Source organism: Nitrosomonas ureae, from assembly GCF_900108305.1.
Taxonomy (GTDB): Bacteria; Pseudomonadota; Gammaproteobacteria; order Burkholderiales; family Nitrosomonadaceae; genus Nitrosomonas; species Nitrosomonas ureae_B.
Map to the genome: position 1 here is coordinate 50,337 of NZ_FNUX01000013.1, position 14,816 is coordinate 65,152.

Annotated in this window: 13 protein-coding genes; 10 read left to right on the forward strand and 3 right to left on the reverse strand. The window is 45.1% G+C overall.

What is annotated here, in order from left to right; all coding sequences use genetic code 11:
• The first annotated feature begins 126 nt into the window (after positions 1–126).
• The 6 genes from C4S39_RS08700 to C4S39_RS08725 all read left to right on the forward strand — a co-directional run bounded on the left by C4S39_RS08700 (position 127) and on the right by C4S39_RS08725 (position 6,707).
• Positions 127–1,185, forward strand: coding sequence for a rod shape-determining protein (locus tag C4S39_RS08700; RefSeq protein WP_103966631.1), 1,059 nt, complete (start codon positions 127–129; stop codon positions 1,183–1,185).
• Between the two features lie 75 nt (positions 1,186–1,260).
• Positions 1,261–2,151, forward strand: coding sequence for a rod shape-determining protein MreC (gene mreC / locus C4S39_RS08705; RefSeq protein WP_103966632.1), 891 nt, complete (start codon positions 1,261–1,263; stop codon positions 2,149–2,151).
• 40 nt (positions 2,152–2,191) lie between these two features.
• On the forward strand, positions 2,192–2,683 hold the full coding sequence (gene mreD / locus C4S39_RS08710; RefSeq protein ID WP_258039365.1) for a rod shape-determining protein MreD: 492 nt from the start codon (positions 2,192–2,194) through the stop codon (positions 2,681–2,683).
• Positions 2,680–4,593, forward strand: a complete 1,914-nt coding sequence (mrdA, locus tag C4S39_RS08715) for a penicillin-binding protein 2 (protein WP_103966634.1) — start codon at positions 2,680–2,682, stop codon at positions 4,591–4,593. The genes mreD and mrdA overlap by 4 nt, the downstream gene beginning before the upstream one ends.
• 48 nt (positions 4,594–4,641) lie before the next feature.
• The gene (gene rodA / locus C4S39_RS08720; RefSeq protein WP_103966635.1) at positions 4,642–5,742 is read left to right on the forward strand and encodes a rod shape-determining protein RodA; all 1,101 of its coding nucleotides are present in this window, start codon (positions 4,642–4,644) and stop codon (positions 5,740–5,742) included.
• Complete coding sequence (locus tag C4S39_RS08725) at positions 5,739–6,707, forward strand: septal ring lytic transglycosylase RlpA family protein (RefSeq protein WP_103966636.1); 969 nt, start codon at positions 5,739–5,741, stop codon at positions 6,705–6,707. The genes rodA and C4S39_RS08725 overlap by 4 nt, the downstream gene beginning before the upstream one ends.
• A 459-nt stretch (positions 6,708–7,166) precedes the next feature.
• Here C4S39_RS08725 and C4S39_RS08730 read toward each other — a convergent pair whose 3' ends face one another.
• Together C4S39_RS08730 and C4S39_RS08735 are read right to left on the reverse strand one after the other, a co-directional pair.
• Entirely contained in the window at positions 7,167–8,885 is a 1,719-nt protein-coding gene (locus C4S39_RS08730; protein WP_103966637.1) for a methyl-accepting chemotaxis protein, read from the reverse strand.
• Positions 8,886–8,948: 63 nt separating this feature from the next.
• Positions 8,949–9,440: a chemotaxis protein CheW gene (locus C4S39_RS08735; protein ID WP_103966638.1), complete on the reverse strand. Its 492-nt coding sequence runs from the start codon at positions 9,438–9,440 to the stop codon at positions 8,949–8,951.
• A gap of 321 nt (positions 9,441–9,761) precedes the next feature.
• Between C4S39_RS08735 and C4S39_RS08740 the strand changes: the two genes are divergently transcribed.
• Positions 9,762–10,148 (forward strand): VOC family protein, encoded by a 387-nt coding sequence (locus tag C4S39_RS08740; protein ID WP_103966639.1) that lies wholly within the window; start codon positions 9,762–9,764, stop codon positions 10,146–10,148.
• Between the two features lie 4 nt (positions 10,149–10,152).
• On the opposite strand, the gene C4S39_RS08745 is transcribed toward C4S39_RS08740, so the two are convergent.
• A complete protein-coding gene (locus C4S39_RS08745) occupies positions 10,153–10,938 on the reverse strand; it encodes a M48 family metallopeptidase (RefSeq protein WP_103966640.1) in 786 nt (261 codons plus the stop codon).
• A gap of 179 nt (positions 10,939–11,117) precedes the next feature.
• On the opposite strand from C4S39_RS08745, the gene C4S39_RS08750 reads away from it, so the two are divergent.
• From C4S39_RS08750 to C4S39_RS08760, 3 genes are all read left to right on the forward strand, one after another.
• The gene (locus C4S39_RS08750; protein ID WP_103966641.1) at positions 11,118–11,324 is read left to right on the forward strand and encodes a dodecin; all 207 of its coding nucleotides are present in this window, start codon (positions 11,118–11,120) and stop codon (positions 11,322–11,324) included.
• 227 nt (positions 11,325–11,551) lie between these two features.
• A complete protein-coding gene (gene leuS / locus C4S39_RS08755; RefSeq protein ID WP_103966642.1) occupies positions 11,552–14,245 on the forward strand; it encodes a leucine--tRNA ligase in 2,694 nt (897 codons plus the stop codon).
• Positions 14,246–14,264: 19 nt separating this feature from the next.
• Positions 14,265–14,783, forward strand: a complete 519-nt coding sequence (locus C4S39_RS08760; protein WP_103966643.1) for an LPS-assembly lipoprotein LptE — start codon at positions 14,265–14,267, stop codon at positions 14,781–14,783.
• Positions 14,784–14,816: the final 33 nt, after the last annotated feature.

The window sequence follows — 14,816 nt, forward strand, 5'->3', positions numbered from 1 at the left end:
AATAGGTAACCTTATATTCAAAGAAGTATTAGGGTATCATGCCGCAGTTTAACTGGCGTATTATTTTTTGATGGTTTTATTTATTATTCGCTCTCAGCATAATTACTAATATTGGATATTGCCACTATGTTTAATTTCTTGAACAACAGTATTCTTGGAAGCTACTTCTCAACAGATATGGCGATTGATTTGGGCACAGCCAATACGCTGATATATGTCCATGGCCAAGGTATTGTACTGGATGAACCCTCAGTAGTGGCTATTCGCGAAGAAAGTGGAGCCAACGGCAAAAAAATGATCCAGCAGGTGGGTCTCGCAGCCAAGCAAATGCTGGGACGCACTCCGGGTAACATTACCGCAATCCGTCCTATGAAAGATGGTGTGATTGCAGATTTTACCGTGACGGAGCAAATGCTCAAGATGTTTATCCGCAAAGTGAATCCGCCACGCCTATTTTCCGCCAATCCGCGTATTGTTATTTGTGTCCCCTATGGTTCCACGCAGGTGGAACGTCGGGCTATTCGTGAAGCAGCTTATGGCGCTGGCGCACGCAAGGTTGAGCTGATCGAGGAACCGATGGCGGCTGCATTGGGAGCCGACCTTCCAGTGGAATCTCCGACTGGTTCGATGGTGGTTGACATCGGCGGCGGCACTACAGAAGTAGGCGTTATTTCTCTGGGCGGTATCGTCTATTCCAATTCTGTACGTGTTGGAGGAGATAAATTTGATGAAGCCATCATCAATTATATTCGTCGCAATTATGGCATGCTGATCGGTGAAGTTACTGCGGAAATCATTAAGAAAGAAATCGGCTCAGCGTTTCCCGGCTCCGAAGTAAGGGAAATTGAAGTAAAAGGCCGCAATCTTGCGGAAGGAATACCGCGTAGCTTCACAATTTCCAGCAATGAAATTCTGGAAGCGCTGTCTGAACCGATCAATAGTATTGTCAGTGCAGTTAAATCGGCCTTGGAACATACTCCGCCGGAATTGGGTGCGGATATTGCTGATAAAGGCATGGTGATGACCGGGGGGGGAGCTTTGCTGCGTGATGTTGATCGATTATTAATGGAAGAAACCGGTTTATCGGTCATTGTTGCCGATGATCCGCTGACCTGCGTAGTACGGGGAGCCGGAATCGCGTTGGAGAATATGGATCGATCCATTGGCATTTTTGCTCGCGACTAATTCGTGCCTAGTTATTATTTACTTTTATTTTCTTTCTAGTACAAAATTAAGTCTTTCTCTTGAAGACGGAACGTAATGGAAACAGCACCACAGTTTTTCAGGCATGGTCCGGGCCCGCTTGCACGATTGTTTATATTTGCGATGCTATCCTGCTTGCTGATTGCAGAAGATACGCATTTCAAATATTTTCCTCAGCTGCGCCAAGCCATTGGCGTGATTATATTTCCGTTACAAAGAATGGCTTATGCTCCTGCGGATATCTATGATCAAGTTGAAAAAATTATTACCAGTTTCAATTTGCTCGAAGAGAATATCAAATTGAGACAGCTTTATCTGGAGCGTCGTGAACAGTTGCTGAGACTGGCCGCGCTGGAAGCTGAAAATACGCACTTACGCCGATTGTTAGGTGCAATACAGGAAATCGAAACCACTACCAAAACAAAAGTGGTATTAGCTGAAATTCAGTATACTCCGCGTGATCCGTTTAATCATAAAATCACCCTGAATAAGGGTAGTTATCACGATATTGAGTTGGGTCAGGCGGTGATTGATGATAAGGGTATCATCGGACAAATTACCCGGTTATATCCCTTGTCGTCTGAAGTAACGCTCCTGACAGATAAAGATCACGCGGTTCCGATCCAGGTTGTGCGCAATGGTCTGCGATCTGTCATATCCGGAACTGGCAAAAACAATGAACTGGAATTGCGTTATTTATCGGTAAATACGGATATTCAGCAAGATGATTTATTAGTTACCTCAGGAATTGGAGGAGTGTATCCTCCGGGGATTCCTGTTGCAACCGTGCTCAAGATCGAGCAGGACCCCATGGGTGATTTTGCGCTTGTTACCAGTACGCCGATCGCTGGTGTGGATCGGAATCGGCAAGTTTTAGTTCTGTCTTTGGCGCAAACAGAATCTAATGATTCCCAAGAGATGTCAACAATTGGATCCGGAACGAATTAAAGAAAATAATTCAATTAAAGAAAACTACTTGAGGCAGGATATGTATGTGCCTGCCAGTAATTGGTCTATTGCCATAAGTCTGATAATCGGGCTCATACTCAATTTTCTGCCATTGCAAGGTGATCTTTTAATCTCGCGCCCTGATTTTGTAGCGCTGGCAATAACCTACTGGAATGTCAATCATCCGTACAAATTGAGCATGAGCGTGGCATTTGGCATGGGATTGATGGTAGATGTTGGCAATGCCGGAATACTGGGACAACATGCTTTGGCCTATTGCGTCATTTTTTATCTGACGCTAATTTTTGGCCGGCGTTTACGATTATTCAGTTTGCTAAAACAAGCACCCCAAATTGGCTTTTTCTTGCTCATAATGCAAATAGTCATCATTCTGATAGCATTATCGAACGGATCAGCACTGCCTGGCTGGAGATATTTTCTTGCTACTGTCACAGGTGCCTTGCTATGGGTGCCGGCCTCCTTCCTGATAACCCTGCTATTAAGGCCAAAACCAGACTCTAATGCGTTATGAAACAACACGTAGAACTAAGAAATCATCCGGTTGAGCTGCGCAAATTCCGTATGCGTCTTACTATCAGCACAGGCTTTGTTCTTGCTCTGTTCCTGTTGCTTTATGCACGCTTCTATTTCTTGCAGGTTGCTCAGCAGGAACACTATCATACGCTGGCGGAAGCGAATCGTATCTCCATTGCGCCACTGGTTCCCTATCGTGGGTTGATTTCTGATCGAAATGGAAGGATACTGGCACAAAATTATTCAGCCTATACGTTGGAAATTGTGCCCAGTAAAATTCAGGATCTTGAAACGACACTGAATGAATTGGCGGCGATCATTGAAATCACACCGACTGATCGTCAGCGGTTCAAAAAATTGCTAAAAGAGAGCAAGCGATTCAAAAGCCTACCTATCAGGCATCGTTTAACAGAGGTTGAGATTGCAACTTTTGCAGCAAATCGCTACCGTTTTCCTGGTATCGAAATCAAGGCCCAGGTATACCGTCAATATCCCGAGAAGGAGATGGTTTCACATGTTGTTGGCTATATCAGTCGTATCAATGATAAAGATCTCGAGCAACTGGAAAGTAATGGCGAACTTCATAATTATCGCGGCTCTCATCACATTGGCAAAATTGGTATTGAGCAGAGTTATGAAAAACAATTACATGGCATTACAGGATTTGAAGAAGTAGAAACAGACGCAGCGGGCCGTTCCATTCGAGTTTTGTCACGAACACCGCCCACGCCCGGCAATAATTTAATTCTTACGTTAGATCTTGGCCTGCAGGAAGTTGCTGAAATGGCATTCGGTGATCGCCGTGGTGCACTGGTTGCTTTGGATCCCAATAATGGGGAAGTCCTTGCTTTCGTCAGCAAACCGGGTTACGACAATAATCTTTTTATCGGCGGAATTGATCAGGAAAACTGGAATTTGCTTAACAATTCAATCGATCGCCCTCTCAATAACCGGGCACTGCGAGGTGTGTATCCTCCAGGATCAACCTTTAAGCCCTTTATGGCGCTTGCCGCACTTGAGCTGGGAAAACGCACCGCCGAATACAGCATGAGTGATCCCGGATATTTTTCCCTGCCTGGCGTTAGTCGACGCTACCGGGACTGGAAACCAGGTGGACATGGCAGAGTCGATTTGCACAAATCGTTAGTTGTTTCTTGCGATACCTATTACTACAGTCTTGCCAACGATCTCGGAATAGACAATATCCACAATTTTATCAGTCAATTTGGATTAGGAAGGAAAACTGGTATTGACATTGAAGGAGAGGTATCCGGGTTATTGCCATCTTCCGCCTGGAAAATGAGACAACATAAACAAAAATGGTATGCCGGAGATACTATTTCAGTTTCCATTGGACAGGGATACAATTTGACGACACCCCTTCAGCTCGCTTTTGCCACGATGATCATCGCAAATGATGGTAAAGCCTATTTACCCCGTTTGGTTAAACAAATTCAGAACAGTCAAACCGGGGAAGTTGAAGATGTTTCCGCAAAACTGCTTTATAGTTTAAATCTTAAGCCTAAAAATCTTGAGGTTGTTAAAAGTGCGCTTGTAGATGTTACCCGCCCTGGAGGAACGGCTGCAAAAGCAGGCGCTAATGCGGACTATACTTTTGCTGGCAAAACCGGCACATCACAAGTTGTCGGTATTAAACAGGGAGAACGCTACAATGAAAAACTGATCAATGAGCGTCATCGCGACCATGCAATGTTTATCGCCTACGCACCAGCAGAAAACCCCATGATTGCTTTGGCAATTTTAGTCGAAAATACGGGCACCGGTGGCTCAACAGCAGCGCCTATTGCAAGACAAGTATTTGATTATTTTTTATTGGGTAAATTACCTGAAACAGATCTTGCGCATCTGATTGATCCGATCAGAAATCACGTGCACGATCATCTCTGAGAAGAATCAATCAATATACAATTAATTATCAGCCAGCATACATGATGCATGATTGAAATCAGAAAAATTTGGTACTACCTTACGCGCTATATAGATAACTTTCTGTTGGCGGGAATCCTCATACTGATGACGATAGGACTGATTGTGTTGTATAGCGCTACCGGCGGAAATATAACCAGAGTCAGCAATCAAGTGATCAATATATTGATAGCGCTGGTAATCATGTGGCTGATTGCAAATATTCCCCTGCAACAAATAATGCGCTTGGCATTACCGATGTACATGTTGGGGTTGATTTTACTTATCGGCGTTGCATTGTTCGGTGAAATAAACAATGGCGCCAGGCGCTGGCTTAGCATCGGTATTACTCGAATCCAGCCATCCGAACTAATGAAAATCGCGCTACCGTTGATGATGGCGTGGTATTTTGATAAGCATGAAATTACTTTACGTTTGAGAGATTATTTAGGCGCAACGATATTATTATTGTTGCCTGTTCTATTGATCTTGCGACAACCGGATTTGGGAACCGCCTTGTTAATTGCTGCCAGCGGTTTTTATGTTCTGTTTCTAGCCGGATTGTCTTGGCGCATTATTGTCGGATTAGTGACGGCTGCGGCCGCAAGCTTGCCGATACTTTGGTCGGTGATGCACGATTATCAACGACAACGCATCATGACATTGCTTGATCCAACGCAAGACCCTTTGGGGGCCGGCTATCATACCATTCAATCTTCCATTGCAATCGGTTCCGGCGGAATCGTAGGCAAAGGATGGCAAAATGGTACGCAAACTCAGTTGGATTTTTTGCCAGAGCAAAGCACCGACTTTATTTTTGCTGTTTTTTCAGAAGAATTTGGGCTAATTGGAAATACTGTATTATTATTACTGTATCTGCTGGTAATCGGGCGGTGTATAGCAATTACGGCAAATGCATCAACACAGTTTACGCGTTTGATCTCAGGATCGATTACACTGACTTTTTGCACTTATATATTTGTTAATATGGGAATGGTAAGCGGTCTCCTTCCGATTGTAGGTGTGCCGCTTCCACTGATGAGTTATGGAGGCACATCCATGGTCACGATGCTGCTAGGCTTTGGTATTTTAATGAGTATTCAGACACATCCTAAACTAGTAAAAACATGACAAATCCTGATCCTTCACTTTTTAAGATGTATAAATATTTTTCTGTACTGTTCCGATCAATTTTTGGATTGGTGCTGGTATTAATTCTTGGATTATTGGCCGCATGCAACAGTACGCCACAATATAGCAGTAACAGTGCACAAGGACAGAAAGAAACAACCGCAACCAAATTATCTGGTATTAGCACAGGTGGAATCACCAGACGGGGAGGCGGATACTATTTGGACGATGGTCCGGAAGATAATCCTCCACCCAATCTGCATCTCGTTCCGGATGCCGTGCCTAAGGCTGAACCATTGCGTGCAGCCAATATGCAGCCTTATGTCGCATTAGGAAAACATTTTAAACCCATGACCAACCTGGAGCCTTATAGGAAACGTGGAGTTGCTTCATGGTATGGACGTCGCTATCATGGCAACAATACAGCCGTGGGAGAGGTTTATGACATGTATGCAATGACGGCAGCTCACCCCACATTGCCGCTGCCTAGCTATGCCCGTGTCACCAATCTGGAGAGTGGCAAGTCGGTGATTGTGCGTTTGAATGATCGCGGTCCATTTCTTTCTGACCGTATTATCGATCTTTCTTATACTGCTGCATATAAATTGGGAATATTAGCTGGTGGTAGCGGCCAGGTTGAAGTTGAGAGCATCATACCGAATGGTGCACAAGATGTACTGACAGCTTCTCAATCATCTCTCTCGCTGCCTGTTGCCGATAGTAATACAGAAATGAGCATGGTCTATTTGCAGCTGGCTGCATTCGGCTCATCAGATAATGCGCAGAATTTTCTTTCTCAAATACATAAGAGACTTCCAGCACTCAAAGATACCGTGAGTATTACCAAGAATAAGGGATTATACAAAATACATGTTGGCCCTTATCCGGGTACAACCGTTGCCAGGCTGGCAGCCAATACGATTGGTCAACAGCTTGCAATAACACCTGTCTTGGTAAATGACTAAAACGGATAAAAAAATCCCTATTGCAAGCAATAGGGATTAAAGGGCCTCGTCATAAAATCATCCATCGCAATCAACATTCGGATGCAAAACATCTTCCTCAGTACAGGTATCGATACATTTTTACATCCGGTTTCAATATTGCGATAACTGATTTTAAGTGTATACCTACTGAGTATTTTTGAAGATGAAAACAGAGAAGGAATTTACCCTTATATCCAAACTATGACTGTGACTTTTGCCACATTCCAATAGCGATATGGTTAAATCCCGCTCACAAATTTAAAATACAGTGATGGTGTAATTGCCAAGCAAAATTTTAATTTGAAAGAGAGTACGATATTGTGTTCTCAGATTGAATAAAAAAGCGCCACTCAATTACTGAGTGGCGCCATATCCAGATTCTTTTAGTACGGCTACTCAGCCGTAGCGGCTGAATTTATGTTAGTGCAATGAGTTGCACTAAAACTCTTCCCAATCATCCCCACCACCAGACGCCACTTTGCGAGGCTGAGTTGATGCGGAATCATCGTTGGATTTAACCGCCACCTTCTTCGCAGAGCCTCGATTCGGCAACTTGGCGATTGATGCAGTACGATTACTTCTTTTAATTGGCATACCCTGCGCATGGCCAGCTCTGCCAAACACTTTGAAGACACTGACCGCCTGAGTCAGAGCCTGCGCCTGATCATTCATTGATTCCGCCGCTGCTGCAGCTTCTTCGACCAGTGCCGCATTTTGCTGAGTAACTTCATCCATCTGCGTTACAGCCTGATTGACTTGTTCAATCCCTGAACTCTGTTCATTTGAAGCTGCAGAAATCTCGCTCATGATATCGGTTACTCTCTTAACCGAAGTTACAATCTCATCCATCGTGGCACCCGCTTCATCCACCAGGCGCGTGCCATCTTCCACTTTAGCTACTGAATCACTGATCAATTCCTTGATTTCTTTCGCCGCCGCCGCTGAGCGTTGTGCCAAGGTACGCACTTCCGTCGCGACTACCGCAAAACCACGTCCCTGTTCACCCGCGCGGGCCGCCTCTACTGCAGCATTCAACGCCAGAATGTTAGTCTGAAATGCGATACCGTCAATGACGCTGATAATGTCGACAATTTTCTTGGAGCTTTCATTAATGGCGCTCATGGTTTGCACTACCTGACCAACGACAGCCCCGCCTTTTACCGCAACTTCAGATGCTCCTGCCGCCAGTTGATTGGCTTGGCGCGCATTATCGGCATTTTGCTTCACGGTGGAAGTCAATTCTTCCATTGAAGATGCAGTTTCCTCCAGGCTGGATGCCTGTTCTTCAGTACGTTGACTCAAGTCAGAATTACCTGAGGCAATCTCACCAGAAGCCGTTGCAATCTGATCAGTCCCTGTACGCACTTTACTCACCAGATCAATCAAGTTTTCATTCATGGTTTTAAGTGCTTGAAGCAAATGGCCAGTTTCATTCGTTGAATTGACCTCAATGCGGCTGGTCAAATCACCCGATGCCACTGCGTCAGCAACCGCAATGGCTTCATTTAACGGACCAAGAATGGCTCGAATCAAAAGCAGGCCAGTAATAATCGCCAGAACCACGCCCAATCCTATAGCTATACTGGTCATCGTAAACACAAAATTAAAATTGCTTTGCGCTTCTGCATATTCCTGACCCGCAACTTTTGATTGCAATTCAATCAAATCAAACATAGTTTGATGCACAGCATCAAACTTTGGCACCGCATCATTTGTAGTATTATCAGCAGCAGCCTCAAAATTCCCTGCCAAGGCCAGATTTATTGTACGGTCACGGGATTCCTTATATATCGGCCATTGCTGTGAAAAGGTATTGGCTAACTTTTCCTCTTCAGGCGTCAAGATGGTACCCATGAATTTCTGCCAAGTGGCATTAATTTCAGCATCTCTTTCTGCTGTCATTGCAGCACGCTGCTTAGCAACCGCAACATCTTGGATATTGGCTGCCATCACTGCATTGAGACGGACACGATGCATTCGATCAAGTACCAAACTCAAATCTCCCAGAACCACTGTACGATCTTCATAAACTGTCTTTAACCCATCGTTGGATTGGTCAATACCATACAAGCCCAAGGCGCCAACACCCACCAGCAATACCGACAACATGCCTATTACCAATGCCAATTTCGACTTTATCGTCATATCTTTCAACATAAAAACCTCCGTTAAAAATCCACTATCCGTTCCAAATCTGTAGAAAAGCTTTTCAGAATCTCGTTAATTCATGCCTGGCTCAATCAACTCCATACCATCGCTGTTCATTAGTTTCTCGATATCTATCAATATCAGCATGCGTTCACCGACGGCACCAAGCCCCATAATATATTCAGTGTCAATTACTGAACCCAATCCCGGTGTAGGCCGCATCTGTTCGGCCTCCAAAGTAATCACATCTGATACACCGTCCACTACGATTCCTACGACGCGTCCGGATACATTTAATATAATTACCACGGTAAATTGATCATACGTTACGTCGCTCAACTCGAATTTAATCCGCATATCGATAATCGGTACAACGATCCCGCGCAAATTGACTACACCTTTGATGAAATCAGGCGCATTGGCAATTTTAGTAATAGCATCATAGCCACGAATCTCTTGCACCTTGAGGATTTCTATTCCATATTCTTCATTTCCCAAGCGGAAAGTCAGAAATTCATTAATAAAGTGGCTAACTGTTGAACCTGCTGGTCGCTCTTGCAGCATAAATCTCACCCCATTTTATATATGAAAAACACGAACTTTCTGCTAGTTCGCAGGTTATGCTTTACGGAAAAAGAAATTCTTTCTTAAATGAGTTTGCTGATTCTATTTGAATCAGCAATCAATCAAACGTGGAATAGGCAAACAAAATCACCTTATATTTGTATGAATAATTACTGTAGTATGAATAATTGCTGGAAGAAGATTATTGACTTACAGATCCAGTCAAATGAATTCCTGGAACGTTTCGATTTTATTTATTCGTTTAGCTCACTACGTAACGCCACGTTATATAACTATATATTTTATAGGAAAAAATAAGAAATGACTGCAATAGATATGAATCATTTCACCGTATTAAGCAGCGATTTAGAAAAGAGCAAGGCTTTTTACATCAATATCCTGGGACTTAAAGAAGGCTATCGTCCACCCCTTGCATCTCCAGGTGCGTGGCTTTATGTTGGGGATCGGGCAATACTGCATATCATGGCGGGCAGATCTATGCCTATCAACCCCGCGGGAGTCATAGACCACATGGCTTTTACCGCATCCAATCTGCAAGCCACGATTGATACCTTAAAACAATACAATATCGATTATGAATTGCAACGCCTCAAAGGATTGGAAATCTGGCAATTATTCTGTCATGACCCAGACGGCGCAAAAGTTGAACTGGATTTCCCGGCACATGAATCAGAGCCTAGACAATAAGTTCCTATTTTTTGCAATTTGGTCTCTTACCGGCTGCATGTGCTTGCTGCATTATTTTATTAGCTTTCGGTAAGAGTGCCCGCAAATCATCAATACGGGTTTCATGAGACGGATGAGTCGACAGAAATTCAGCCGGCTGCTCGCCTTGACTAGCCTGTGCCATTTTCTGCCATAATGTAACGCTTTCTTCAGGATTAAATCCGGCCTTCGCTATTAATTCAATACCCATTGCATCGGCTTCACTTTCATGCAAACGGCTAAAAGGCATTATCAAACCGTATTGCGCACCTACTCCAAGCAAACCTAATGCGGTTTGCCCCATAGGTGTAGTTGGAGCGGCAACCGCCGAGATGATGGACATCCCCATTTGCGCACCCAATTTCTGCGACATCCGTTCATTGCTGTGTTTCGCCAGCACATGGCCAATCTCATGACCGATCACGGTAGCTAACTGATCTTGATTATCGACAAGATCAACCAGTCCGGTATGAACGCCGATTTTGTTTCCCGGCAAAGCAAAAGCATTCAACGTGCTGTCTTCAAACACCACCACTTCCCAATCGCCCCCAACTTCACGAGTAATAGCATTTGCAATACACCGTACAAACTGATTTTCTTGTGTATTCTGGCTAATTGATTTTTCACTCTTCATCGTCGTGAATGCCTGTAACCCCATTGCATCAAGCTCACCGTCAGACATAAAAGCCAGCTGGCTTCTTCCTGTCGGCGTGGTCGCACAAGCCGCAAGTGAAACGATAATAAATAAAATTAGCGATAATCTAAACATCATGATTAATATTCTCCATACATTGGATCAGTGAGATTTTTTATTCGATTCTATGATGATACAACGTTCAATCACAAGGTCATGCAAATTCTTTTAGTTAATAATAAACAAAAAGACTAATACAGCGGATAATCAAGAATATGATATAACTCAATTCTCAACAATAGCATAGGAGATCAAAAATGAGCGATCATGTTTATAAAATCATCGAAATAGTTGGCTCGTCAACCAAAAGCAGTGATGATGCCATTCAACTGGCGATTGCGAAAGCTGGCAAAAGCGTGCGTAACCTGGATTGGTTTGAAGTAATGGAAACACGCGGGCATATCATTGATGGCAAAGTCGCACACTATCAAGTAAAACTTAAAATCGGCTTTCGGCTGGATTAATCCTATTGATTAAGGCGATTGCATCTGTTTTAGAACGTAGTCGATCTTAGAATATTGAAGTGACGCATTTAGAGTGAATGCTCTGACCGGGATCATTGTGCTAAAAATAATCCCTCATAAGATCAACCGAATTCACTTCTGCCAACAAGTGCCAATAATAGACACATTCCATCTAAATACTTCACGCTATAATTAGCTATCTTAAGTAAAAGCAAAACTCCACGGTCATGCAAGAAAAATACCATCCCCAGGAAATCGAAAAAAACGCGCAGCAATATTGGGAACAGGCATCCGCATTCAGAGCAATCGAAACTCCCGGAAAACCCAAGTATTACTGTTTATCGATGTTCCCTTACCCCTCCGGCAAGCTGCACATGGGACATGTGCGAAATTACACCATCGGTGACGTATTGTCACGATACCACCGTATGCAGGGCTTCAACGTACTGCAACCGATGGGCTGGGACGCGTTTGGCCTTCCTGCAGAAAATGCCGCGATGCAAAATAATGTTTCTCCCGCCAAATGGACCTACGACAATATCGCCTACATGCGCAAGCAACTCAAAAGCCTAGGATTGAGCATCGACTGGGAACGCGAGATTACTACTTGTGACCCAGATTATTATCACTGGAATCAGTGGCTATTTTTGCGCATGCTGGAACAGGGACTGGCGTATCAGACCACCGGCACGGTCAATTGGGACCCGATTGATCAAACCGTGCTGGCCAATGAACAGGTGATTGATGGCTGCGGCTGGCGTACCGGCGCGCCAGTGGAAAAACGCGAAATCCCGATGTATTATTTAAAAATCACGCAGTATGCGGACGAACTGATTAATGCTCTGGATACGCTGACCGGCTGGCCGGAGCGAGTCAAAACCATGCAAGCCAATTGGATTGGCAAAAGCTACGGCGTCGACATTACCTTTCCCGCCGATACCGCATCCGGTACGCCGCAAGACTTGAAGGTGTTCACCACCCGCGCGGATACGCTGATGGGTGCAACCTACGTGGCCGTCGCCGCCGAACACCCGATTGCGCTGCATGCCGCTCAAAACAATCCATCCCTGCAAGCTTTCATCCAGGAATGCAAACTCGGTTCCGCCAAGGAAGCGGATCTGGCCACTCAGGAAAAGAAAGGCATGGATACCGGTTTATTCGTAATCCACCCTCTCAATGAACAGAAGTTACCCGTGTGGGTCGCTAATTATGTCTTGATGGGATACGGCGAAGGTGCGGTGATGGCGGTTCCTGCGCATGATGAACGCGATTTTGAGTTTGCCAAGAAATATAAGCTTCCAATTAAACAAGCAATTACAAAAGGTCGGGAAGACGGCTTTGGTGAGGAAAGTGGATACGGAGGCGGAACAGGCTCTGGAGATGGTAGCGGGCAAGGCGACAGTAGAACCGATACACCCTTTTCTACTTCTTACTGGCAAGAATGGTATGGAAGCAAAGAAATTGGTGTTTGCGTCAACTCAGGCAAATACAATGATCTCGGTCATAGCGCTGCAGTAGATGCCATTGCTTCTGACCTTGAGAAAAAAGGATTAGGCAATAAACGCGTGCAATATCGTTTGCGCGACTGGGGTATTTCGCGCCAACGTTACTGGGGTTGTCCAATTCCGCTGATTCATTGTGCCGATTGCGGCGTGGTGCCCGTACCGGACGATCAGCTGCCGGTCGTATTACCACAGGATCTGGTGCCCGATGGTTCCGGCAATCCGCTGGCAAAAACGCCGTCTTTTTACGAATGCGCCTGCCCCAAATGTGGCAAATCCGCGCGCCGGGAAACCGACACGATGGATACTTTTGTAGATTCATCCTGGTACTACGCACGCTATGCCTGCCCGGATCAACACCAGGCAATGACCGACAAGCGTGTTAATTACTGGCTGCCGGCTGATCAGTACATCGGGGGTATTGAGCACGCCATTTTGCATTTGCTGTATTCGCGTTTCTGGAGCAAGGTCATGCGCGATCTGGGCTTATTGGCTCTGGATGAACCGTTTGCCAATCTACTGACCCAAGGCATGGTGCTGAATGAAATTTTTTATCGCAAAACTGGCAGTGGAAGAATTGTCTATTACAATCCCTCCGAGGTTCAGATTCAGCATGATGAGCAAGGCAAGCGTTGCGGCGCAATTTTACTGGCGGATAATCAGCCGGTCGAATCGGGAGGTATCGGCACCATGTCAAAGTCCAAGAATAATGGCGTTGATCCGCAAAACCTGGTGCAAGAGTATGGCGCCGACACAGCCCGCCTGTTCATGATGTTCGCCAGCCCGCCGACACAAACATTGGAATGGGCCGATGCTGGTGTCGATGGCGCTTATCGTTTTCTCAAACGCTTATGGCGACAGGCTTATATCCATCTGCAGTCTGGTGTAATCAAGATCGATCCCGCTTTACATCAGGCGTTATCCCCGGAACTCAAGGATCTGCGTTGCCAACTGCACCAAACCATTGTCAAGGTAACGGATGACCTGGAGCGTCGCCACACGTTCAATACCGCCATTGCTGCTGTAATGGAACTTATGAATGGCTTGGCAAGGTGTCAGGATAGCGATCCCGCCAGTCGCAATCTGATGCAGGAAGCTTTGGAAAATATCGTACTGCTGCTGTCTCCGATTGCGCCGCATATCTGTCATGAACTTTGGCATGAACTCAGACCGGGAACCGAGCTTTTTGCGCAGCCTTGGCCCCAATCAGACAATACCGCAATGGTGCAAGACGAAATCAAACTGATCGTGCAAGTCAATGGCAAGCTGCGCGGGCAAATCTGTGTCGCCCAGGATGCAGGGAAGGAAGCTGTGGAGAAAGCCGCTCTGGCTAATGAACAGGTACAGAAATTTACTGATGGGCAAGCTATTAAAAAAATCATTATCGTACCTAAGAAACTGGTTAATATCGTTGTATGAATAATTCACACCCTGGGTCATGGTAAAAATACATAAACAGCAGTTTCTTATTCTGATCACTGTAATCTTATTATTGACAGCTTGCGGTTTTAAGCTGCGCGGACAAGCCACCGCGCTACCGTTCAAGACAATGTATGTTACGGCGCCGGATGGACATACGATCGGCATAGAGATGGAGCGCATGATCAAAGCCACGCCGACGACCCGTTTATCTCAAAGCGCTGCAGAAGCCGAAGCAACACTGGATATCGTCAATGCGTTTAATGAAAGAGCTATTTTGTCTTTGTCCGGTGGTGGCCGCGTACGGGATTTTAATTTGATTTACCGGGTAAATTATCGTGTATTGGATAACAAAGGCATAGAAATCGTGCCCAATACTGAAATATCCTTAACCCGGGTCCTACCATTCCTGGATGCGCAAGTCCTCGCTAAGGAAGCGGAAGAAAGGTTATTGCTGAAAGACATGCAATCCGACGCAATTCAACAAATTCTATGGCGTTTATCGACGATTAAGTTTCCCGCTGAAAGCACGCAGTAATCCTGTGATCGTTTCGTGTAATGTGTCTTTACC